Annotated in this window: 22 protein-coding genes; 6 read left to right on the top strand and 16 right to left on the bottom strand. The window is 60.2% G+C overall.

The window, feature by feature from the left end; translation table 11 throughout:
- Window positions 1-8: 8 nt before the first annotated feature.
- The 4 genes from U3654_RS05110 to U3654_RS05095 form a co-directional block, all read right to left on the bottom strand.
- Complete coding sequence (locus tag U3654_RS05110) at window positions 9-689, bottom strand: extracellular solute-binding protein (protein WP_324755222.1); 681 nt, start codon at window positions 687-689, stop codon at window positions 9-11.
- Window positions 608-1015, bottom strand: a complete 408-nt coding sequence (locus U3654_RS05105) for a hypothetical protein (RefSeq protein ID WP_324754277.1) — start codon at window positions 1013-1015, stop codon at window positions 608-610. Before U3654_RS05105 ends, U3654_RS05110 begins: the two co-directional genes overlap by 82 nt.
- A gap of 297 nt (window positions 1016-1312) precedes the next feature.
- A complete protein-coding gene (locus U3654_RS05100) occupies window positions 1313-2422 on the bottom strand; it encodes an extracellular solute-binding protein (protein WP_324754276.1) in 1110 nt (369 codons plus the stop codon).
- 205 nt (window positions 2423-2627) lie between these two features.
- The gene (locus U3654_RS05095; RefSeq protein WP_324754275.1) at window positions 2628-3548 is read right to left on the bottom strand and encodes a LysR family transcriptional regulator; all 921 of its coding nucleotides are present in this window, start codon (window positions 3546-3548) and stop codon (window positions 2628-2630) included.
- Window positions 3549-3654: 106 nt separating this feature from the next.
- On the opposite strand from U3654_RS05095, the gene U3654_RS05090 reads away from it, so the two are divergent.
- From U3654_RS05090 to U3654_RS05080, 3 genes are all read left to right on the top strand, one after another.
- On the top strand, window positions 3655-4281 hold the full coding sequence (locus tag U3654_RS05090) for an HD domain-containing protein (RefSeq protein ID WP_324754274.1): 627 nt from the start codon (window positions 3655-3657) through the stop codon (window positions 4279-4281).
- Window positions 4282-4314: 33 nt separating this feature from the next.
- Entirely contained in the window at window positions 4315-5481 is a 1167-nt protein-coding gene (locus U3654_RS05085; protein ID WP_324754273.1) for an aromatic ring-hydroxylating dioxygenase subunit alpha, read from the top strand.
- Window positions 5482-5557: 76 nt separating this feature from the next.
- Window positions 5558-5962 (top strand): carboxymuconolactone decarboxylase family protein, encoded by a 405-nt coding sequence (locus tag U3654_RS05080; protein WP_324754272.1) that lies wholly within the window; start codon window positions 5558-5560, stop codon window positions 5960-5962.
- A gap of 64 nt (window positions 5963-6026) precedes the next feature.
- Here the strand turns inward: U3654_RS05080 and U3654_RS05075 are convergent, their stop codons facing one another.
- The 10 genes from U3654_RS05075 to U3654_RS05030 form a co-directional block, all read right to left on the bottom strand.
- Window positions 6027-8120 (bottom strand): acetate--CoA ligase family protein, encoded by a 2094-nt coding sequence (locus U3654_RS05075; RefSeq protein WP_324754271.1) that lies wholly within the window; start codon window positions 8118-8120, stop codon window positions 6027-6029.
- Window positions 8117-9274 (bottom strand): acyl-CoA dehydrogenase, encoded by a 1158-nt coding sequence (locus U3654_RS05070; RefSeq protein WP_324754270.1) that lies wholly within the window; start codon window positions 9272-9274, stop codon window positions 8117-8119. Before U3654_RS05070 ends, U3654_RS05075 begins: the two co-directional genes overlap by 4 nt.
- A 12-nt stretch (window positions 9275-9286) precedes the next feature.
- Complete coding sequence (locus tag U3654_RS05065) at window positions 9287-10084, bottom strand: ABC transporter permease (RefSeq protein ID WP_324754269.1); 798 nt, start codon at window positions 10082-10084, stop codon at window positions 9287-9289.
- Window positions 10081-10929: an ABC transporter permease gene (locus U3654_RS05060; RefSeq protein ID WP_324754268.1), complete on the bottom strand. Its 849-nt coding sequence runs from the start codon at window positions 10927-10929 to the stop codon at window positions 10081-10083. The genes U3654_RS05065 and U3654_RS05060 overlap by 4 nt, the downstream gene beginning before the upstream one ends.
- Window positions 10930-10933: 4 nt before the next feature.
- Complete coding sequence (locus tag U3654_RS05055) at window positions 10934-11941, bottom strand: ABC transporter ATP-binding protein (protein WP_324754267.1); 1008 nt, start codon at window positions 11939-11941, stop codon at window positions 10934-10936.
- Window positions 11942-12832 carry a 3-keto-5-aminohexanoate cleavage protein gene (locus U3654_RS05050; RefSeq protein ID WP_324754266.1) on the bottom strand — a complete coding sequence of 297 codons (891 nt, stop codon included), beginning with the start codon at window positions 12830-12832 and terminating at the stop codon, window positions 11942-11944. It lies immediately after the preceding gene.
- Between the two features lie 115 nt (window positions 12833-12947).
- Window positions 12948-13898 (bottom strand): 3-hydroxyacyl-CoA dehydrogenase NAD-binding domain-containing protein, encoded by a 951-nt coding sequence (locus U3654_RS05045; RefSeq protein WP_324754265.1) that lies wholly within the window; start codon window positions 13896-13898, stop codon window positions 12948-12950.
- Between the two features lies 1 nt (window position 13899).
- Window positions 13900-14703, bottom strand: coding sequence for a carnitinyl-CoA dehydratase (locus U3654_RS05040; RefSeq protein WP_324754264.1), 804 nt, complete (start codon window positions 14701-14703; stop codon window positions 13900-13902).
- Between the two features lie 11 nt (window positions 14704-14714).
- The gene (locus U3654_RS05035) at window positions 14715-15749 is read right to left on the bottom strand and encodes an LLM class flavin-dependent oxidoreductase (protein WP_324754263.1); all 1035 of its coding nucleotides are present in this window, start codon (window positions 15747-15749) and stop codon (window positions 14715-14717) included.
- 26 nt (window positions 15750-15775) lie between these two features.
- On the bottom strand, window positions 15776-17260 hold the full coding sequence (locus tag U3654_RS05030) for an aldehyde dehydrogenase (RefSeq protein WP_324754262.1): 1485 nt from the start codon (window positions 17258-17260) through the stop codon (window positions 15776-15778).
- A gap of 273 nt (window positions 17261-17533) precedes the next feature.
- Here U3654_RS05030 and U3654_RS05025 point away from each other — a divergent pair, with 273 nt between their 5' ends.
- The 3 genes from U3654_RS05025 to U3654_RS20465 all read left to right on the top strand — a co-directional run bounded on the left by U3654_RS05025 (window position 17534) and on the right by U3654_RS20465 (window position 20991).
- The gene (locus U3654_RS05025; RefSeq protein WP_324754261.1) at window positions 17534-18346 is read left to right on the top strand and encodes an alpha/beta hydrolase; all 813 of its coding nucleotides are present in this window, start codon (window positions 17534-17536) and stop codon (window positions 18344-18346) included.
- Window positions 18343-20451 carry a CoA transferase gene (locus tag U3654_RS05020; RefSeq protein WP_324754260.1) on the top strand — a complete coding sequence of 703 codons (2109 nt, stop codon included), beginning with the start codon at window positions 18343-18345 and terminating at the stop codon, window positions 20449-20451. The genes U3654_RS05025 and U3654_RS05020 overlap by 4 nt, the downstream gene beginning before the upstream one ends.
- A gap of 213 nt (window positions 20452-20664) precedes the next feature.
- On the top strand, window positions 20665-20991 hold the full coding sequence (locus U3654_RS20465) for an amino acid synthesis family protein (RefSeq protein WP_416384584.1): 327 nt from the start codon (window positions 20665-20667) through the stop codon (window positions 20989-20991).
- Between the two features lie 22 nt (window positions 20992-21013).
- Here U3654_RS20465 and U3654_RS05010 read toward each other — a convergent pair whose 3' ends face one another.
- Window positions 21014-22078: a YeeE/YedE family protein gene (locus U3654_RS05010; RefSeq protein ID WP_324754259.1), complete on the bottom strand. Its 1065-nt coding sequence runs from the start codon at window positions 22076-22078 to the stop codon at window positions 21014-21016.
- 154 nt (window positions 22079-22232) lie between these two features.
- The gene (locus U3654_RS05005; RefSeq protein ID WP_324754258.1) at window positions 22233-22568 is read right to left on the bottom strand and encodes a metalloregulator ArsR/SmtB family transcription factor; all 336 of its coding nucleotides are present in this window, start codon (window positions 22566-22568) and stop codon (window positions 22233-22235) included.
- Window positions 22569-22658: the final 90 nt, after the last annotated feature.

The raw sequence follows: 22658 nt of genomic DNA, 5'->3' as shown, positions 1-22658 counted from the left end.
AGAGGAGATTACTTGGCCTGCCACGCATACCAGCGCTCGGCAATCATGTCGCGGTTCTTGCCCCACCAATCGTTGCCCAGCGCAATCTGGTTCGCGCCACCTTCGGGCAGGGTTTGAACGTTGCCACCGCCAGCGACACCGCCCTCCACCTCTTCGGAGGTGATGATGTCCATAAAGGTTTTCTGACCTTCGGGGGTGGCGACCTTGGCAAGAAACTTCATCGCAAGATCCTTGTTGGGTGCGCCCTTGGGTATGACCAGCGCATCCACAGACAGCAGGTTTTCATTCCACTGAATTTTCACCGGCATGCCCGAAGCCTGCAACGGCCAGAGGCGCATATCCCAGAACATCCCAAGCGGGGTCTCGCCAGACGCAATCAATTGCTGCGACTGCGCGCCGCCGCCCCACCAGACGATATGATCCTTGATCGTGTCGAGCTTGGCAAACGCCCGGTCAAGGTCAAGCGGATAGAGGTCCGCTGGTGCCACGCCGTCGGCCAAAAGCGCGATTTCCAAGGCGCCAGGTGAGGACCATTTGTAAAAGGCGCGCTGTCCCGGGAACTTCTCGATGTCGAAGAGATCATTCCAGCTCTGCGGTTCGGCATCGCCTATGACGTCCGTATTGTAGCCCAGTATAAAGCTGAACGGAAAGGAACTGACAGCATAGTCGGTGACAAAACGCGGATCGATTGCGTCGCGGTCGATGACCGAGAAATCCAGCGGCTCCAACATGCCAGCCTCGGCGGCGTATAGGCAAAGTCGAATTCGACATCGACCACGTCCCACGCGACATTGCCGGAGTCGACCATCGCCTGCAATTTGCCGTAGTCGGTCGGTCCGTCCATCACGACGTTTGCACCCGTCTCGGCGGCCGGCGGCGCGCCCCACGATTTATATTCAGCGTCCTGCGTGCTACCGCCCCATGCGGTAAACACCATCGTATCGGCCTGCGCCATTCCGGTCATCGCAGTTGCGACGCCCATGGCCAGAGCAATGGGTTTCGGCTTCGGATGCATTGATACCTCCATCTGTTGTAGGACCTGAGCGCCGTCCGGTTCGGTGCGGTCGGATTTTCGCCCGGTCAAAGAAGTCTCGCCAAAAACACCGCATCGGGTTTCGAAAAATCGACGCAAGTCAGGAATTTTTGACAAACTCACAGTGTGGAATTATCGACGCCGAACCGGGTCGCGCCCCAGACCTTTTGGCAGGCCTAGATGGAGGCTTGTCATGTCGCTCGTCGGCCCTGCCCGGTCCTTGCAATCGCAACTGGGTCCGCTGGCCGCGCAAGGCAATCTGTCCTGCGCGGCCGCGCGTCAGCTTATCGCATCCAGAAAGGCGTTGACGGCATCGGACCCGTTTTCGCCCCACCAAGTGGGATCGTTGTAGATGATGTTGTCGATATTCTGCGCAGACGTGATGGCGTATAACTGCTCATCTTCGGGAACCTGCGCAAATGCTTCGGGGTTCGAGGGCGTCATGCCCAGACACTCGAACAGCGACAACTGCGCGGGCACGGATTGGGCGTTGGCGATAAATTTCATGATCGCGTCGCGCCCCGCCGGATTGCCCTTGGGCACGATATAGGCTCCGGGCATGGCCAGCGCCTCGTTCATGACCAGCTTGTAACGCCCGTCTGTGTCCTTTTCGATGTTGCGTGCACGGTTCTGAAACAGCATGCCCATCGACACCTCGCCGTTCACGACCATCGAATGCGCCTCGGAGGCAGAGCCCCAATAGATGCTGTCGTCCTTGATCGATTTGATCTTGGCCAGCGCGCGATCCATATCAAGCGGATAAAGCGCGTCCTTGTCCACGCCATCGGCGATCAACGCCCCCTCAAGCGATCCGTTGGCCCATTTATAGAGCGAACGCGTGCCGGGAAACTTGGCCGTATCAAAGAAATCGGCCCAGCCGGTTGGCGGCGTGTCGCCATAAGCCTCGGTGTCATAGACAAAGGCATAACCGTAGAGGATGATCGACACGCCATATTCCAGCGCATATTGCGGCAGGGTTTTTTCCTTGCTTACGACGTCATAGTCGATCGGTTCCAGATAGCCCTTCGGCCCCAGCGCCACGGCATCGAAAAGATCGCCGTCGCAGACATCCGCGGTCACGTTGCCGCTATCCACCATTTCCTTGATCTTGCCCTGAAGCGGCCCGGACGTGTCGAACCTAAGGGGCATGCCAGTCTGCTCTTCGAACGATTCGCCCAGCGCCTTGGCCTGACATTCAGGCGACTCGCCGCCCCAGTTCCACATTATGATCTCGTTGGCGGCGGCCTCAGCGTCACCGGCGAAAACTGAGGGCAGCGCAACCCCCGCCATGCCGCAAAGGGCAAGGAAACCACGGCGGTTCAGCCGTCCCGCCTTGTAGGCTTTGGCCCCCTCGGTCAGCGTGTCGCGCATCATTAGTTTGTCGAACATCGTGTCTCTCTCCCCGTTGATAGGGCGTTGTGCCCCGTTGATATTGACGCATTGTCTGATTGCGCCTTTTGCTTCACACCTTAACAAAGGGCATGGGCGACCTGCGAAGTTACGTTTATTCGCCATCTCGTGTCGAAAAATACGGCACGCGCTTGTTTTCGCCGAAACACAGTGAAACAAATGCGCGTTGCGCAGACGCGATCGATCAGCCTTGGTGAGGGGTCGCTGCGCCTTCCAGCCAATCGCAAAAGGCCTTTACGGCAGGCCGATCAGCCGAAGCCCCCATAACTGAAAAGTAAAAGCAGTCCTCGACCAGTGTCGGCAAGTCTAGCACGACGTGAATCTGACCGCTGCTCAGGGCGCCGTGGCACAGCGCAGGACTGACCAACGCGACCCCCAGCCCGGCAATCGCCGTGGTTTGCGCCAAGATCATCGAGTCGACGACAAACGCGGGCGTCGGGCGCACTGAAACCCCGAATTGACGTGTCCAGCGGCTCCATCCGTAAAGGGCGCCGACCGTTTCGATCAATGGCAATTCCCAGAGGTCGTCCAGACCAGCAATTGGGCCGCTCAACGTCGGAGAGCATACTGGAACAAACTGGATCGGCATCAACAGCGTCGCCTGACGATTTAGTTGCGCCAAGCGGCCAAAATGAACCTCGACATCGGTTTTCCCCGGCAGATAATCATCCGGCCACAGCGTGCTGGTAATCTGGACGGCGATGCCCGGGTGCGCCGCGCTAAAACCCTTGAGCTGCGAGACGAGCCAGAGCTGCGCAAATGACGTGGTGCATGAGACCGAGACGGTTTCGCGGTCGCGCGCCGCCGCGAACATCTCGGTTCCTCTGATCAACTCAGCGATGGCAGAGGCCGCGAACGGCACCAGCCGCCGCCCCGCATCCGTCAGGGTCAGTCTTTTGGTCTTTCGGTCGAACAGTGGCTGCCCCAGCCTGTTCTCGAGCGTGCGCACCTGTTGGCTGACCGCAGATTGTGTCACGTTCATTTCTTTGGCTGCGAGGGTAAAGCTGAGGTGACGGGCTGTCGCCTCGAACGCGCGAAAGCAGGAGAGTGGCGGCAATGGTGTGATCATGCGCAAAAGGTTCGGCATTAGCTTCGCTAATGTCAATGAGTGTGAATCCATCGTTTGCCGCAACCCACCGATCGGCGCATCATCGCGGCTGTTGCACCTGCCGAGGGTCTATTCGGCACTGCCCCAGCCGAGGAGCCAAGCCATGCAGACAGTGAAATTCCGCAAACTCGCCGACGGAGATCGCGAAGACTACGAATTCCTGGAGGACTGCGAGATCACCTATGCCTCGCAAGTCGGCGCGCGCCTTCTTGAAACGCTGAAAAAGCTGGAAACCGCGATGTCGGGCTTTCAGGTGACGCGGCTTGAGCATTGCTTGCAAACGGCGACGCGCGCGTGGCGCGATGGCGCCGACAGCGACTGGGTCGTCAGTGCCCTCCTGCATGATATCGGCGACATTCATTCACCCTATGACCACGACGAATACGCGGCGCTGATCCTGCGCCCCTTCGTGCGCGAACAATGTTGTTGGACGGTCGCAAAGCACGGCGACTTTCAGAAGCTCTACTACGCTGAGCAGATGGGCAAGGACCCGAACGTGCGCGAGAAATACCGCGACAATCCCTATTTCGACGATTGCGCAATGTTCTGCGAGCGTTGGGATCAGCAAGCGTTCGATCCCGAATACCAAAGCCTGCCGCTGGAGTTCTTTCGCCCGCTGGTGACCGAGGTTTTCGCGCGCGCGCCCTACGACAAGGCCGTGATCCGGCCGGGCGCCCGCGTCCCGCTTGTCGACAAGTCGCTGGCGCAATCGCGTCTTCAGGCAGCTTGACTGTTTTAACCCCGCTAAACGATGGAGCGCAGGATGCTGGACAGAGAACATAGTAGACGTCCCATCAACGGGTCTCAAACAGTTGACGATCTTCTTGCCAATTGCATCGCCCCCGCCGAAAAGGCCGGCAGCCTGCCGCCTGCCTGCTACAGCGATGAGGCGTTTCGCGAGCGTGAAACCGCCGCGATATTCCGGCGCAAGTGGATCGGCATCGGTCATGCGGGTCGGTTCCGGAAATCCGGCGACTACGAGACGATGACCATCGCGGACGTCCCCCTGATCGTGCTGCGCGACAAGGAGGGCGTGCTGCGCGCATTCGCCAATTCATGCCGTCATCGCGGTGCGCGCCTGCTGGAGGGCGAAGGCAACTGCCGCGGCATCAAATGCCCGTTCCACTGTTGGAGCTACAAGCTGGACGGATCGCTGGTGGGCGTGCCGCATTCCGAAGAGATCGAGGATTTCGACAAATCGCAATACGGATTGGTCGAATTTAGGGCTGCCGAATCCAGTGGACTGGCGTTTGTCTGTCTCGATACCGACGCACCTGAGTTAACGGATCAACTAGGCGATTTTGGCAAAACCCATGCGCCTTGGCCAATGGATACGCTGGTCCCGACGCGGCGGCGGTCCTTTGAGGTGAACTGCAACTGGAAGGTTTTTCTCGACGTGTTCGACGAATACTACCATTTGCCCTTCGTCCACCCCGACACCGTCAATTCGCTCTATAACCGCCCCGAGCCGGGCGATGAAGTCAGCGGCGAATATGCCTCGCAATATGGCGCAACAGAGGGCACGGGCGGCCTGCTGGAGGGTCAGCAGGACCATGCGCTGCCGACGATGCCGGGCCTCGATCCGGCGGTCACGAACGGCGTTCGCTATACGTGGGTCTTTCCGAACATGGCCTTTGCCATCGGGCGGGATGCGCTCTGGATTTACGAGGCCACTCCGATCGACGCGCGCCGTTGCCATGTGACCATGACCGCGTGTTTTCCGAGGGACGTCGTTGCTCAGCCGGGGTTCGAGGACAAGGTTGCGCATTACTACGAGCGCCTCGATGCGGCCATCGCCGAAGATATCCCGGCCCTCGAAAACCAGCAGATCGGCCTCAATTCGCCCTTCGCCATGCAGGGCCGCGTGCATCCTTTGCTGGAATCCAACGTTGCAGGATTTGCGCGTTGGTATGCGGGGCAACTGATCTGACCGGGCGGTCGCACACTTACGTTTCGCCCATTTTGTGCTAAACACGTCCTGAGTTTACAGAATGCGGAGATCACAAATGGATGACGACCTGCGAGGCAAGGGCGAGGCGGCACGGCGCGAGGTTTTGGGCGACGATTACGTCGATCGGGCGATGGACAACGCCACCGCGTTTTCACGCCCCTTTCAGGATATTCTGAACGAGTATTGCTGGGGCATGGTCTGGAGTGACGATGCGTTAGAGCGCAAACAGCGCAGCCTGATGAACCTGGGTATGCTGGCGGCACTTGGCCGGATGCAGGAATTTCGTACGCACTTTCGCGGAGCAGTCCGCAACGGCGCTACGCAGGATGAACTGCGCGCGGCTATTGTCCAGATCGCCGTCTATTGCGGTGTTCCCGCAGCTGTCGAGGCGTTCCGCGCCGCCAATGAGGTCAACGCTGAAATGGCGCGCGAAGATGCCGAAAGCTCGGGGGAAAAGTGACCTGACGACTGTCCTCAAGTGCTTTGAGGGGGCCTCGGCCATCCCAATCTCGCCGCCTGGATCCCTAACCAGCGCGATGCATTAGCACGTCCACGGCCATCACGCCTGACGGATAGATGAAGAGCGGGTTGATCTCGATCTCTTTAAAACGTTCTTCACTCTCCAGGATATTACTGCAAAATTCATGCAGGATCGACGCGACTTGTCCAAGGTCCGCCGCTTCGGCCCCCCGGTAGCCCGCAAGCAGCTTGGCCACCTTCAGCGATGCCAGTGCGGTTTCGATGTTTCCCTGCGCACAGGGCAGAAGAAGGGTCCGCGAGTCCCCCACCAGTTCGACCAGAACACCGCCGCTGCCCAAGGTCAGCGCATAGCCAAACTGTGGATCGCACCTGAGCCCGACCAGAAGTTCAGCAAGGGGTTTGGGCGCCATGGCTTCGACTAGAAACCTGTCCGTCACTGCGTCGGGGTCGCTGGCGGCGACCCGGCCTTGCATGGTCTGCACAGCGCGCGTTACCGCCTCGGGGCTGTCTAGCGCGACGATAACGGCGCCCATCTCAGTCTTGTGGGCCAATTTCTCGCCCATCATCTTGAGAGCGACGGGATAGCCGATGGCGTTAGCCGCGCCGACTGCCTCTGCCGCCGCAACGCTGCGCCCGTCGGGCACCGGCAACCCGGCTGCTTTGACCCACGCCTTACCCTCGCCTTCGGTCATCATCTGAGGCGATCCGCTTACAGTTCCCGCCCTCAGCGGTGCAGGCGGATTGCCTAGAATACGTTCTCTGGCCGCAGTCCAATCCGCGGCGGCAGCGATTGCATTCAGCGTCTCGTGAATTCCCTGCATCGGTGCGACGCCTTTGCCGATCAGGGACTCGCGCGTTCCAGCGTCAAGGTTTTCGGGCAAGGTTGCGCAAATTGCGGCGGGCAAGCCCTGTTCCTTTGCAGCCTCGGCAAAGGCAGCGGCATCGTTCTGGTAGCATATCTTTGAGCCGTCCAGCCCCGGCAGAGGGTAATCCTGAACCAGCAACGCACAATCGGCCCCTACCGCCTGCATCGTGGCGGCAAAGACGGGTTTTGTGCGCTCAAACTGCCCCCATATGGGCGTCGTGTAATCCAGCGGGTTCGAGACGGTGGCGATGCTGGGGAGCAACGCCTTCAGCCCCTTAGCCGCGTTCGGTGCAATGACAGGAAATTCCAGCCCGATGCCCTCAGCATGATCAGCTAGCATGGTCGCGCCGCCACCTGAGCAGGTAAAACCTGCAACGCGCGGCCCCTTGGGCGCACCAACAACGCAGAGGTATTTCAGTGTTTCCAGCATCTGCGCCGGGCTGGTGACGCTTATGACGCCGGTGCGCTCAAACAGCGACTGATAGAGTTCCTTGGCACCCGATAGCGATCCCGTATGGCTGATTGTCAACGCGCCGCCTATGGCCGAGGTGCCGGTTTTCAGCGCCACAACAGGCGTGCCGCGTGCCAGCGCCTTGAGCGCTGCGCGCTCGAACTTGGGGATGTCCTGCAAGCCTTCGATATGCAGCCCGATGGCGCGTACGGCCTCGTCATCTGCGAAAACGTCGACATAATCCTCCAGCCCCAGCACCGCCTGATTGCCCGCCGAAACCATATAGGCCATCGGCAGCGACCGCTGGCTCATCGTGATGTCCGACGACAGCATCCCCGACTGCGTGATGATAGCCGCGCCATAACCCGGTGACGCGCCGCCATGTTCGAACGACCACAAGGCCGAGTTGCCGACGTAGTTGATCAGGCCATAGCAATTCGGCCCGATCAGTGCCATATCGCCAACCGCACGTTTCAACGCCTCTTCGGCTGCCGCGCCGGTCGGTCCCGCCTCCTTGAAACCGGCCGAATAGCACACAACGCCGCCTGCCCCCATCGCGGCCAATCGCGCCACAGTATCAATCGCGGCCGCGACGGGAACGGCGACATATGCCGCATCTGGGGCCTCTGGAAGATCGTCGAGGCTGGGCAGACAGGGCACGCCCGCCAGATCCGCGCGGGTCGGGTTTACTGCCCAAATCTGGCCAGCAAAACCGCGCCTGCGCGCCTCCCTGATAGCCGTGGCCGCATCTGCCCCACCCACAAACGCGATATGCCGAGGATTCAGAAGCCGCGCAAAATTGGCACGCTGCTGCGGCGTCATGCCCCTAGCGGCCTCAGGATCGAGCGGGTGATGATATGGCGCTGGATTTCGCTGGTGCCGTCCCAAATACGCTCTAGCCGGGAATCGCGCCACAGGCGGTGGATCGGCAATTCCTCCATCAGGCCCATGCCGCCATAAATCTGGACCGTATCGTCGGCCACCTTGTTCAGCATTTCCGAACAGAAGACCTTGACCATCGCCGCATCGGCATCCTCCAGATGACCCTCGTCGGCGCGCCGAACGGCGTCACCGACCAGCAGATCGGCTGCCCTCAGCCCTATGGCCATGTCGGCCAGCCGAAACCCCGTTGCCTGAAAGGCGCCGATGGGTTTGCCAAACTGTTTGCGATTGGCGGCCCAGTCAGTGGCCATTCCCATCAGCCGCTCGACCTTGCCACAGCAGGTGGCGCCCACCCAGATCCGGCCCATGCCCAGCCATTTTCCGGCCAGTTCCAGTCCGCGCCCCTCTTCGCCCAGCACCTGCCCCGGCTCTAGCCGGACGTTGTCGAAACTCAGCTGAAAATTCTTGTAGCCACGATAGCTGACGCACTTGTTGCCTTCACGACAGTCAAAACCGGGCATACCGATGTCGACCAGAAAGGCAGTCACACGCTTACGCGGACCGCGCTTTGTCTCATCCATTCCGGTGGCTGCGAAAACGATGGCGAAATCAGGCATGCACGGGCCGGAGATAAAATGCTTGGACCCGTTGAGGATCCAGTCATCACCGTCCCGCACCGCGCGCGATTTCATGCCCATCACGTCCGATCCTGCCTCAGGCTCGGTCAAGGCAAACAGCTCGCGCTTTTCGCCGGTCACGCAGGGTGTCAGGTAGCGTTCGATCTGATCGCCCTCGCAAGCCAGCAACAGCTCGGTGGGGCGTGCAATCCAACTATGCAGCGCATGGGTTGTCTTGCCATACTCACGCTCAATAACCGCCATTTCGGAATAATTCAGCCCGCCGCCGCCTACGTTTTCGGGCAGGTTCGCGGCAAACAAACCGATCTCCTTGGCGCGCGCCTCAATCTGGCGGCCCAGTTCTTCGGGGACTTCGCCGGTGCGATCGACCATATCCTCATGCGGATAGAGCTCAGCCTCCATAAAGCTGCGAACCGTGTTCAGCAGCAGCTCGGTCTCGTGCGATGATGTGTTCATCTCTGGCTCCCGTCAGGTGCTTGATTGCCGCGCATTGCGCCGCGACACGAGCGCAAAGATCGCAAAGGCAATCAGGGTGATGGCGATCAGGACCACGGCGGCGGCAGCTACCGTCGGATCGGTATTCTCGCGGATACCGTTCCACATGCGGCGCGGCAGGGTGTAGATATTGAATTTCGAGACGAACAGCGTAACGACGATCTCGTCCCAGCTGAGGATGAAGGCGAACAGCGCACCCGCAAACACCCCCGGCTTGATCGACGGCAGGATCACCCGCCGCATCGTCACCCAACTGGATGCGCCGAGATTCCTCGACGCCTGTTCCAGCTTGGGGTCGAAATTGGCCAGCGACGCGCTGACCGTGATCAGCACCAGAGGTGCCGCCAGAATGGTATGCGCCAGAATCATACCCGGATAGGTATCCAGCAGCCCCAGCGGCACCCATAACCGATAGAAAGCCATCGCCGAAATGATCTGCGGGATAATCATGGGCAGCAACAGGAAGGCGCGCACGACTTCGCTGTATTTCGACGACACCCGCCACAGGCCGATAGCGCAGAGCGTGCCGAGGATAGTGGCCAACGCGGATGTGCTAAGGCCGATAACAGCGCTTTGAAAGAAGCTGGACAGCCATTCTGGGCTGGAGAAAAGTTCGATAAAATGGCGCAGCGAATACTCGCTTTTTGGCATCGACAGAAACCGTTTGGGCGTCAGCGATACCGGAATGGCAATCAGCGCGGGCGTAACCAGAAAGAGCAGCAGAATCCACGCACCCACGCGGTTGAAAGTCGAGAAAAGCCCGGTTTTCATCGTGCGGCTCCCCCGAAGACGGTGCTCAATTTCATGAAGCGCGACATGACGTAAAGCAGGCCCAGTACTCCGAACAGCATCAGCGCGGCTAACATCGCGGCGGTGCCCCATTGCAGCGTCACAAGTAGCTGCACATAGATATACTCCGCGACCATCAGCACCTTGCCGCCGCCCAACACCGCTGGCGTAACGTAAAACCCGAGGCTGAGGATAAAGACCAGCAGCGTCGAGGCGACCAGCCCCGGTGTCGTCAGCGGCAGATAGATGCGCCAGAACGTTTGCGTGCCGCTGGCCCCCAGATTGCGCGAGGCGTTCATCACCCGCATGTCCAGCGTCTGCATGTTCACCAGCAGCGGCAGGACGGCGTAGGGCACCATGTAATGCACCATTCCAATCAGCACGCCCAGTTCGTTGCGCATGAATGCGATAGGTTCGGAAATGATGCCAACCGCCTCGAACGCGTTGTTCACCAGACCGTTACGCCCTAGCAGCATTAGCCATGAAAATGTGCGCACTAGGATCGAAATCCAGAACGACACCAGTACGAAGCCCAGCATGAGGTTTCTCTTGTTTTCATGGGCATGCACCATCGCATAGGCGATGACGTATCCAAGCAGAACACTGAAAACCGTCGTGATGACGCAGACGCGCACGGTCGTCCAGATGATCCGCCCAAGTGCGTCGGATTCGTAAAGCTCGCGGTAGTTACCGATGCCCGGCGTGGGGTCAGTGAAACTCAGCCAAAGGATATTCAGTATCGGGCCAAGGTAGAATGCGGCGACAATCAGTAGAAACGGTGCGACCAGAAACCATCCCGGACTGATGTATCTTCCCAAGGTCTTCATTGCCCTATCCCCGCGCCAGTTTCACGCTTGCCGCATCGCTCCACGTCAGATCGACTTTCTGGCCTTTGCTCAGTGGCGCGTTGATGCGCCAGCTGTCGACATCCACCTCGACCTCGGTTCCGTCCGCGATGTCGACCATCACCCGCAGCATCGAGCCGAAATAGGTAATCGAGCGCACCGTGCCCGTCAGCCGTGCCGGATCGCCGGCCGTCCCGGCGGCACGGATGTCAATTTTTTCGGGGCGCAGCGCGTAGAGGCCGTCGGGCTGCTCCAAAAAATTGCTCTTGCCGAGAAAGCTGGCGACGAACCTGCTCTCGGGTTTCTCATATAGTTCCAGGGGCGTTCCAACCTGCTCGGTTTGGCCATCGCGCATGATCACGATGCGGTCCGACATCGACAGCGCCTCTTCTTGGTCGTGGGTGACATAGATGAAGGTCGTACCGATCCGGTCATGAATGTCCTTAAGCTGGTCCTGAACCTCGACGCGCAGTTTCTTGTCGAGCGCACCCAGCGGTTCGTCCAGCAGCAGCACGGGCGGCGCAAAGCTGAGCGCGCGCGCAAGGGCCACGCGCTGTTGCTGGCCACCTGACAACTGACCGGGCTTGCGATCCGCGAAATCCTGCAACTGAACAAGGTCCAGCATCTCGTCCACGCGGGCCTTGATCTCGGATGTGGGGCGTTTGCGGACGCTCAGCGCATAGCCAATATTTTCGCGCACCGTCATATGGGGAAACAGCGCATAGCCCTGAAACACCATGCCGAAATTCCGCTTTTCAGCCGGGACATCGGCGATCGATTTGCCATCCAGTTCAATGTCTCCGGAGGTGATATCAAGAAACCCGGCGATCATCATGAGCAGCGTGGTTTTGCCCGACCCCGAGGGGCCGAGCAGCGTCAGGAACTCGCCTTTCCTGATCTCAAGATTGACGTTGTCGACAGCAAGGAAGTCGCCGAACTTCTTCGATAGATCGCGGATGTTCAGATTGCCCTCAGCAGGGTTCGCGTCGGCCATCTATTCGTTCGCCCCGCGCAGTTTCAGCTTGTCTCTGGCCTCTTGCGGAGTGATCGCGCGCCCACCCATACGCTCGATGATCTCGACCACGCGCGTGACCAGCTGCCCGTTCGTGGCCAGCACGCCGCGATCCAGAAAGATGTTGTCCTCCAGCCCAACACGAACGTTGCCACCCATGGCAACGGCTGCCGCCGCCATCGGCATCTGCATACGCGAGATACCGAACCCGGCCCAGCTGGCACCTCGTGGCAGATGATCCTTCATCACCTTCATAGTATCGACGCTCTGATCCGCGCCCCACGGAATGCCGAGGCAGATCTGGAACATCGGCGGTGCAGCGATCAGGCCCTCTGCGATCATCTGCGTTGCAAAGCGGATGTGGCCTAGTTCGAACACTTCCATCTCGGGCTTGACGCCCCACTCCAGCGTCAGTTCGGCCATGCGTCGCAATGTTGGGGGCGTCGAGATATAGATATTGTCTCCGTCCCCGAAATTCAGCGTGCCGCAATCGAGCGAGCAGATTTCGGGCATGCACTCATGGACGTGGATCAGGCGATCCTCGGCGCCGATCATGTCGGTGCCGGGGCCGGGCATCGCGGGGTTTTTCGCGTCCGGCACCCAGTCGCCTCCCATCCCGGCGGTCAGGTTGATGACCACATCCACGCCACTGTCGCGCACGCGGTCGACCGCCTCCTTGAACAGCTTGGGATCGCGCGATCCCTTGCCGGTTTCGGGGTCGCGCACATGCAGATGCGCCACCGCCGCGCCGGCCTTGGCGGCCTCAATCGCGGCCTCGGCGACTTCTTTGGGCGTGACCGGAACGTGCGGGCTTCGGCCCGTCGTGTCACCCGCGCCGGTGACGGCGCATGTCACTATCACTTCGAAATTCATCGCTGAGCCCTCTCTTGATCGATTTCATTCTTTGGTGACGCTGGGGCAGAGACTATCGAATATTCGACAAATCTCGCGGTCTGGTGGCGAAATTACGCATTCCTCGAACCCCATGTCACCTGTCGCGGCGCACATCCCGCAATGCGTTGAGGACCGCGACGATTTCCCGATCCCGCTGCGCCGCCATATCCGCGAAATGGCAATCTCCGGCGATGGCATTGCATCCGTCGACCATCCGGTCGCGCAGCTCCTGCGTCAGTTCAGGTGCCTCCAGCCGCGTCCAGGGCAGTTTCAGGGCCGGGCCGAACTGATCCAGATTGGTGGCCATGCCCCCTGCCCCGCAGGCCACATGAAACGCCATGCACTGGCCCTGCGCCACCATGCGCGGCGCGGGGCCGTTCATCAGGGCGATGTCGATATCTTCGGGGGTCGCCTCACCATTGGCGACCATGTGCAACGCCTCGCGCCAGAGCGCCTCTTGCAGTCGGGTGGCGATAAAGCCGGGGATTTCCTTTTTCATCAAAAGCGGCGCCTTGCCCGCCACCTCGTAAAACCGTCCGGCCCACTCGACGGCGGCAGGGTCGGTCTTGCGCCCGCCCACAATCTCGACCAGCGGCAGCAGATAGGGCGGGTTAAACGGATGCGCAATCACCGTGCGCTCGGGCGTGGCGCAGTCGGCCTGAATATCGCTCATCATCAGGCCGGAGGTTGACGACCCGATCACCACATCGGGCGGCACGACGTCGCCCAATGTCTTGTAGAGCGCCTGTTTCATCGCCAGATTTTCTGGCGCGCTTTCCTGAATGAACTCGGTCCCCGCTACCGCCTCGGGCAGATTATGCGATACGCTTAGCCGGTCGAGCGACGCACCGGGGGCTAGACCTAGATCGGTCAGACTGCGCCACGCGGTGTCCAGAATGGTGCGAAACGCAGCCACTTCGGCGGGGTTGTGCAGATAGCTGGTCACGTCATAGCCACGGGCCAGGAAATGTGCGGTCCAGCCACCACCTATAGGCCCGCCGCCAATGCTGGCGATGCGGGTTACTTTGCCGGGATCGCGGTACATATCAGCGCCCCTTGAACTTTGGTTCGCGTTTTTCGACAAAGGCGGCCACGCCTTCGGCAGCATCCTCGGATTTCAACATCTTGCGGTAAGTCGGCATCGGGTCAGTACGCATTTTGTGGAACGCCTGCTCCAGCGGCACACACTCAATGGTGCGCTGCACTTCCTTTACGGTCTGCATCGCCAAGGGCGCAGACCATGCGATTGAGGCGGCCCACTCGCGCGCAGCGTCCATCAGCCCAGCAGCAGGAACCACCTTGTTGACCAGCCCATAATGCGCGGCCTCACTAGCCGTCATGCGACGGCCCAGCAGGAACATCTCCATCGCGATATTGCGCGGGATAAGGCGCGGCAGACGTTGAAGCGCGCCCGCATCCGGCACGATCCCCAGTGGCATTTCGGGCAGGCCAAACTCAACATGATCGGCAGCGATCAACAGATCGCACCCCATCGCCATCTCAAACCCGCCACCAATTGCGTGGCCGTTGATCGCGGCGATCACCGGCTTGTTCAGTGTCCAGTTTTCGGTGAGGCCGGTAAAACCGCCCTCGCCGTAATCGTCCGTCTCCCACCAATTATCCAGCTGCATATCGCCATCATTGAGCGCCTTGAGGTCCCAACCGGCCGAGAATATCCGATCCCCGCCGCCAGTCAGGATGGCAACGCGCAACTCTGGATCGTCGCGCAATTCCTTGAACGCGTCCGCCAGCGCCCGTGATGTGGGAACGTCGATCGCGTTCACCTTGGGCCGGTCCAGCGTCACTTCCAGAACGTGGCCATCACGGCGCAGCGTCACTCCGTCTGTCATGGTTTTTCCGATCATTGAAATGCAGGGATGACGTCGTTGCAGAACATCCTCAGCGAACGTTTCTGCGCCTCGTGATCCAGTCCCATAGAGGCGTAGTAGATGTACTCATTGACCCCCAATGCCTCGTAGTGTTTCAGCTTGGCGATGCACTCGTCTGGCGAGCCGAACATCAGGTTTTCTTCCAGCATGGCCGGATCGTACTGCTCTCGCCCCTCCAGCTCGTTTAGCGGGATCTGCTTGGGAAAGCCGTTGACGACATCGCCGGTGTTGCGAAAGAGGTTTTCGAACTGGCCCAAAAGGGTGCGAATGGCCTTGAGCGCCGACTCGCGGTCGCCCGCATTGTCATAGACGCAGGCATGGCGCATCAAGGCAAAGCGGGGGGACCAGCCGTTGTCGGCCTTGGCTATCGCCTCGTCCAACTGCTGTTTGTATAGTTCGGCCTCGGCGAAGGGGCGTGTCAGAGGCCAGCAATTGATGTGGCACTTGTTCTGGACCGCATAATCATAGGTGATGGGCGAGCGGGCGGCGACCCAGACGGGCACCTCGTCCTGCACCGGCTTGGGGACCGATGTGGAGGTCGGAAACTGCCAATATTCGCCGTCATGGGCATAATCGCCCTGCCAGAGCGCGCGAAGCGCAGGCAACATTTCCTGCACGTAGCGATAGCCGTCAGACTGTTTCAGCCCCGGTTTCATCCGATCAAACTCGCGCTGATAGGCGCCCGAACCGATGCCAAATTCCAGACGGCCACCGCTGATCAGGTCCACAAACGCCGCCTCGCCCGCGAGGTTTATGGGATGCCAATATGCCGCCGTCGCCACGGCCGTGCCAAGGCGGATTTTGTCCGTTTCGCCTGCCCACCATGTCAGCAGTTGCAGCGGGTTCGGCGCGATGGTCATTTCCAGCGCGTGATGTTCGGCCGACCATACGATGTCAAAGCCGCCCTCTTCCGCCATCTGCACCATCTTGATCGTGTGGCGCGCGACGTCGTTCATATCGAGGCTGTCGTCGAGCCGCTCGAGGTTGATCGCAAGGTGGAATTTCATGTCTTGGGCTCCTCAGAAATATCGTTTCAGCGCATCACGAAAGGGTTCGCCATCGGCTCGTCCGAGGTGTTCATCCATATGGTCTTGGGCCGGGTGTAGTCGTACATCGCCTGAAAGCCGCTTTCGCGGCCATAGCCCGATCCCTTGACGCCGCCGAATTCGGCGATCGGCGACACCACGCGATAGGTGTTCACCCAGACGATCCCGGCGCGCACGGCATTGGCCATACGCAGCGAACGCGCGCTGTTTTGGGTAAAGATGCCGGCGGCCAGCCCGTGTTCGGAATCGTTGGCCAGCGCTAATGCCTCATCCTCGGTCTTGAAACGTTGCACGCACAGGACAGGGCCAAAAAGCTCAGTATCCACAATGCGCAGATCCTGACGCGGGCAGTCGATGATCGTCGGTTCATAAAACAGGCCGCCCTCCAGCCCCTCGGGCTGCTTGCCGCCCGTCAGAACGATGCCGCCTTCGGTCTGGGCATGGGCCACCTCGGCCTTGATATGTTCAAGCTGCCCGGTGGTGCAGAGCGGCCCCATCTGGGTTTCGTCGGCCAACGGATCGCCGATGCGGATCGTCTTGGCCATTGCCGTCATTCGGTCCAGAAACTCATCCGCGATATCCTCGTGCAGATAAAGGCGCGACCCCGCCACGCAACTCTGCCCCGCCGCGCCGAAAATACCGGCGATGGACGCGTTGACCGCGCTTTCAATATTGGCATCGTCGAACACGATAAAGGGCGACTTGCCGCCCAATTCCAGCGACACTTCGGCAAAGTTGTTCTTGGAATTCTCCAGCACATGGCGCGCGGCGTTCGGCCCCCCGGTAAACGATATGCGCGCGACCAGTGGATGCGCGGTCAGGGTACGCCCGCAAGGATCACCGTGGCCGCTGACAATGTTGACGACACCGGGCGGAAAGCCGGCCTCGCTCATCAACTGTCCGAAATCCAGCATCGCACCCGAGGCGTGTTCGGACGCTTTCAGCACGACCGTATTGCCCGCCGCCAACGCCGGGCCAATCTTGACCGCGACAAGGAAAAGCTGGCTGTTCCACGGCACCACGGCAGCGACCACACCCAGCGGTTCACGCTTGGTAAAAACGAACATGTCGGGCTTGTCGATGGGCAGTGTCTCGCCGCTGATCTTGTCGGCGCAGCCTGCGTAGAACTGGAAAAATTCGGCGATGTATGCCGCCTGCCAACGCGTTTCCTTGAGCATCTTGCCGGTGTCGATGGATTCGATACGCCCCAGTTCCTCGGATTTATCGACCAGAAGTTCCGCCAGCTTTCGCAGGCATTTGCCCCGCTCGGACGGCGTCATTTTGGCCCAAGGCCCGTCCGTCCCGGCACGGTGTGCGGCACGCACGGCGCGGTCGACGTCCTCGGCGGTCGCTTCAGGGACGCGCGCGCAGACCTCTCCGGTGGTGGGATTGGTGCTGTCGAACAGGCCACCCTCCGACGCATCGACCCATTGGCCGTCGATCAGCATCTTGTAGGTCCGAATATCAGTCATGTCGGGGACTCCTCCTTCGTCACGATGTCCATTCTTTACGGATAATCTCGGCAAGCCTGCGTATTTTCGTCACCTCATGTCGAAAAATAAGAAGGCGCGTCGACGCCATGGCGTTTAACGTGGCCTCAAGGGAGACATTCAGATGGCAGAAATCAGACAGATAATTAGCGGGCCGCTAGCGATTGGCGGGGGCGTTCTGCCACTATCGCACGTCATTTGCGCGGTCGGTTTTATTTTCCCGACGGGTCAGATTCCCATTTGCGGCGGCATTAAATGATGGACGGCCAAGCCCCGGACGGAACAGCCTACGATCTGGCCGGCCCTGAAAATGCGCCCTGCATCGTTCTGATCCACGGGCTGGGCCTGAACAGGCAGTGCTGGCAATGGACCACGCCCGCGTTTTGCGACCGTTACCGCGTGCTGAGCTATGATCTTTTCGGCCACGGCGACAGCGCTGCGCCGCCCGAAACCCCGTCGCTATCGCTGTTTTCGCGCCAGTTGATTGATCTGCTGGATCATTGCGGAATCGGGTCCGCGGCGATCACGGGGTTCTCGCTGGGCGGCATGATCGCGCGGCGCACAGCACAGGACGCGCCCGGGAGGGTGGCCGCGCTGGCAATCCTTCATTCGCCACATCAACGCACTGATGCAGCGCAAGCGGCCATCCTGAAACGAGTCGAGCAGGCGCGACTGAACGGTCCCACATCGACAGTGAATGCTGCGTTGGAGCGGTGGTTTACCGAACGTTTCCGCATGGCCAATCCGGTGATGATGGACCTCGTCCGCTCGTGGGTCATGGCCAATGATGTTGCGATTTATCACACGGTTTACCGGGTTCTCGCCGACGGCATAGCCGAAATCACGGCACCGACGCCCCCTATTACCTGCCCCACTCTCGTGATGACCGGAGATGAGGATTATGGTAACGGCCCTGAAATGACCGTCGCTATCGCCGCCGAGATAAAGGGTGCCGAAGTGCATATCCTGCCCGGCCTTCGGCACATGGCGCTGGTGGAAAATCCGGGCGCGGTAAACGGGCCGTTGCGGGCCTTTTACGACCACATTTTCAAAGGACAGATGCAATGACAACGGACATCCTAAAGGGCATCCGCGTTCTGGATCTCAGCCGCATGTTGTCGGGGCCTTATTGCACGATGATGCTGGCCGATCACGGTGCCGAGGTGATCAAGATCGAAGGCGCGGGCGGTGACACCAGTCGCACCAATGGCCCTTTTCGCGACGACGATCCCGAACGCCTCTGGGCGGGGTATTTCGTCAGCCTGAACCGCAACAAGAAAAGCGTTCAACTCAATCTCAAATCAGAAGAGGGCAAGGCGGCGTTTCGCGCACTGGCCGCGACGGCGGATGTCGTTGTCGAAAATTTCCGCCCCGGCGTCATGGAGCGGCTGGGCCTGTCCTATGAGAGTCTCGCGGAGGCCAACCCCAAGCTGGTCTATGCCGCCATTCGCGGTTTTGGTGATCCGCGCACGGGCGAAAGCCCCTATTCGGATTGGCCCTCCTACGACGTGGTGGCGCAGGCGATGGGCGGGGTCATGGCGATCACCGGGCCGAATGCCAATAGCCCGACCAAGGTTGGGCCGGGTGTCGGCGATATCTTTACCGGGCTCATGATGTCGTTCGGTATCATGGCCGCGCTGCGCGAGGCTGAGGCGACCGGCAAGGGCCAGTTTACCGATGTCGCGATGTATGACGCCATGATTTCGCTCTGCGAGCGGGCCACCTATCTGCACGATATGACCGGCGCGGTTCCCGGCCCCGAGGGTAACGGGCATCCGTTTCTGGCACCCTTCGGCGTGTTCCCCACCACCGACGGCGCCATCGCCTTGGGGATCGTCGACGATGCATTTTGGCAGGTTCTGTCACAGATCATGGATCGCCCCGAACTGGGCAGCGATCCGCGCTATGCCACCCGCGCCGCGCGGGCAATCGAGCGCGGCGAGGTCAACAGGATGGTCGGCGAGTGGACGGCACGTCACGACAAGGCCGCGCTGACGGACCTGCTGGGCGGCAAGGTGCCGTTCGGGCCGCTCAATACGATTAAGGATATCTTTGCCGATCCGCATGTCGCCGCGCGCGGGATGCTGACGCAGATCGACCACCCGAGCGCCGGGGCGAAGCCGTGGACCGTGGCCGCCAACCCCCTGCGCTTTGCAAGCCGCCCCGAGAGGCCCTATGCGCCGCCGCCGACACTGGGCGAGCATGATGCACTAGTGCAATCCGCCGCCGCGCCGCAGATACCACAAGAGGACAAGCTGGCCTTGCGCAATGCATTCGGCACCTTCCCCACCGGGGTCACGGTGGTGACCACACGGCAGGCCGACGGCACACCACGCGGTTTTACCGCGAATTCCTTTACGTCCGTATCGCTCGACCCGCCGCTCTTGCTGGTCTGCATCGCCAAAACCGCGCATAGCTGCGATGTCTTTGCCGAGGCCGGACATTTCGCCATCAACGTCCTGTCCGAAGATCAAAAGGCAGTCTCGGGCCTGTTCGCGTCACGCTCTCCGGACAAGTTCAACGAGGCGGGATGGCACAGCGGATCTGAGAATGTTCCTCTGCTGGACGACTCGCTCTGCACCTTTGCCTGCGCGCGGCACAAGCTGGTGGATGCGGGCGATCACCTTGTTCTGATCGGCCGGGTTCTGGCGCATGAAACAACGGACAAGCAACCCTTGGGCTATCACCGCGGCGGGTATTTCTCGATCGGGTTGGAAGAGGAACTGGTCAAGGCGGCGGGCGAGGCCGACAACGTGGCCGTCGGCGCATTGGTCGTAAAGGACGGGCAAGTCGTGTTGCAGGCGAAGCAGGACGGCACGTATACCCTGCCGACTGCGCCCGCGACGAGCGGCAATCTGGACGGGTTGATCGCAATGCTGAAAGATCTGGGCCTAAGTCCGGTTCTGGAGCATCTCTACGCCGTTTATCACGATCGCGAGGCAGATCAGCACCGGATCTACTACCACGGCACGGTGACAGGTGACATCCCTGCGACGATGCGTTGCTTCGACTTTGCCGGCATCCCTTTTGATTCAATTACTTCTGCCGCCGAGCGCAGCATGCTGTCGCGTTACACCAAAGAATTCCGACACGGCAGTTTCGGGATCTATCAGGGCGACCAAACTACCGGAACGGTGAACCGGATCGCCGACAGAACGCGTTACGAAATCTGAAACGATATCAAGGAGTAGCGATGCTATCTTCATTGAGAAAAACCATCACCTTCGATGAAACGATCTACCGCGAGGGGCAGCGCGCCGTCACGCCACCGCTGCGCATGATCGGCGTCGCTGCTATGGTCACCACCCCCTGAATGATGCGCGGCTAAGTCAACGAGCTCGGCGCCGACATCAAGCGCATGGCCCCGCCCTTGGGCAAAATTCTGACTGGCACATGCGTCCGCGCTGATCCACACGCTGCTATTCGGCGATTTCTACCGCGATGGCGTCGGCGCCGAAATCTATCTGGAGTTCACCAACACGCGCGGGCCTGCAAACACGCAGATCCAGATCCCGCTGATGGACAAGAATGACACCGGGCGGCGATCGCATTATCTGACGGTTCAGTTTTCAATCCCCGACGCGCCTGCGGTGGACGAACTGGTTGTCGCCCTTGGCGCGGTAGTGGGGGGCCGCCCTCATCACAGGATCGGCGATCATTACTCTGACCTTACGGCTCTGGGCCGGGATGTGGAAAATCCGGCGGTTGTGTAAAGCCTAGCGCGTGCGGTTCGATCTACGGATAGAGTCGCCGCAAGGACAGTCCAGCAATCAACTGGCGCAGACCAAGTGCCGCCCCGGCAAAGATCGAGGCAAAGACGATCGGTGCATTCAACGTCAGCAGGGAAAAGGCCGAAATCCCCTGCCCGATGGTACAACCCATTGCCAGCGCCGCGCCGAACCCCATCAGGATCGCGCCCAGAACCTGTCGCTTTAACTCGCGTGGGTCCTCGCAGGCCTCCCATCGGAAATGGCCCTTGATCAGGCTGCCCACAAATGCGCCGATCAATACACCACCAACGGAGCCGACGCCGAACGACAGCCCACCGCCGCTGGAGGTCATGAGGAACAGCAGCGACTCGCCCAGCGGCGAGGTGAAGGTATGGCTGTTGACCGGATGGACGCCAAAACCGGTATCGGCCACCCATTGAGTGCCCGCCCAACCGCTCACGATCACAAGCCCGACCAGCGCACCCCAGATCACCGCCTTGGGGTTGCGCGCAAAATCACGTGACGACAGCATCCACGCCGTCAGCGCCGCGCTGATCAGCAGGCCCCAGACAACGGTGGATACCCCGGTCACGGTACTTAAAAACTGCGGATAGCTGCGGATCTGGGTCGGCATCTCTGTCAGCTCCAGCCCCGCCAGACGATAATGAGCCAACGGACCGGAAAGCATAAAGAACGTGCTGATCCCCATCATCACCACGATCACAAAGGACCGCAGATCGCCGCCACCAAACCGGGCCAGCGCCCCGAACCCGCAATTCCCGGCCAGCGCCATGCCGTAGCCAAAAAGCAGCCCGCCGAGGATGCCAAAGACGAGCGACCATGGTGCAAGGTGATAGATAGTCTGCGCCGGATCGAGCGCGCCAATTCCGACCAGCCCGAATGACCCCAAACCGGCGATCCCAATCGCCAACCCCCACATGCGCAGCCGAATGGCGTCACCCTGATAGAGGTAATCCTCGATCGCCCCCAGCGTGCAGAACCGCCCCAGCCGCGCGGCCAGTCCCAATACGACACCGCCGCCCAGACCGATCAAAGCAAGTATTGCTGCGTCCGAGATGATATTCAGCATCGGGTGTGTCCCACAGGTTCACGGGTGATGGGGATCGTGCAAAAACGTTTCGAGTTCACGCTGAGACATAACTTGAATTTGAGCCGCGCGCGGGCACTCATGCGTGATGGGCGTTTCGACAGATGGTCGTGAACCACCAACACCTCGAAATGCACTACGCATCCTTGCAAAAAAGGTCGTAGACAAGATCGAGTATCTGAATGGCACGCGGGTCTGTCAAACGGTAATAGATTGCCTTGCCGTCGCGGCGCGGTGCGACCAACCCTTCGGCGCGCAGACGCGATAATTGCTGCGACACCGCGGCCTGACGGGTCGACAGAAGTTTTTCCAACTCGGTGACGGATTTCTCGCCGGTGGCCAGATGACACAGGATCATCAAACGTCCCTCATGGCAGATCGCCTTGAGGAATTGCGACGCGTTGCGCGCGTTCTCCATCATCCGCTCAATCTCGGAGTTGGACATGTCCTTGGTGATGACGGGCAATGACATTTTAGCTAATGATCCGATGTTTCTCTAAATAAATTAGCGGGTGGGCATCCGCTTGGCAATTATCCCCAATTGTCGCAGTCCTAGAAACCG

Origin of the sequence: Roseovarius sp. Pro17 (genome assembly GCF_035599575.1) — a bacterium.
Taxonomy (GTDB): domain Bacteria; phylum Pseudomonadota; class Alphaproteobacteria; order Rhodobacterales; family Rhodobacteraceae; genus Roseovarius.
This window is presented reverse-complemented; position numbering and strand designations above follow the sequence as displayed.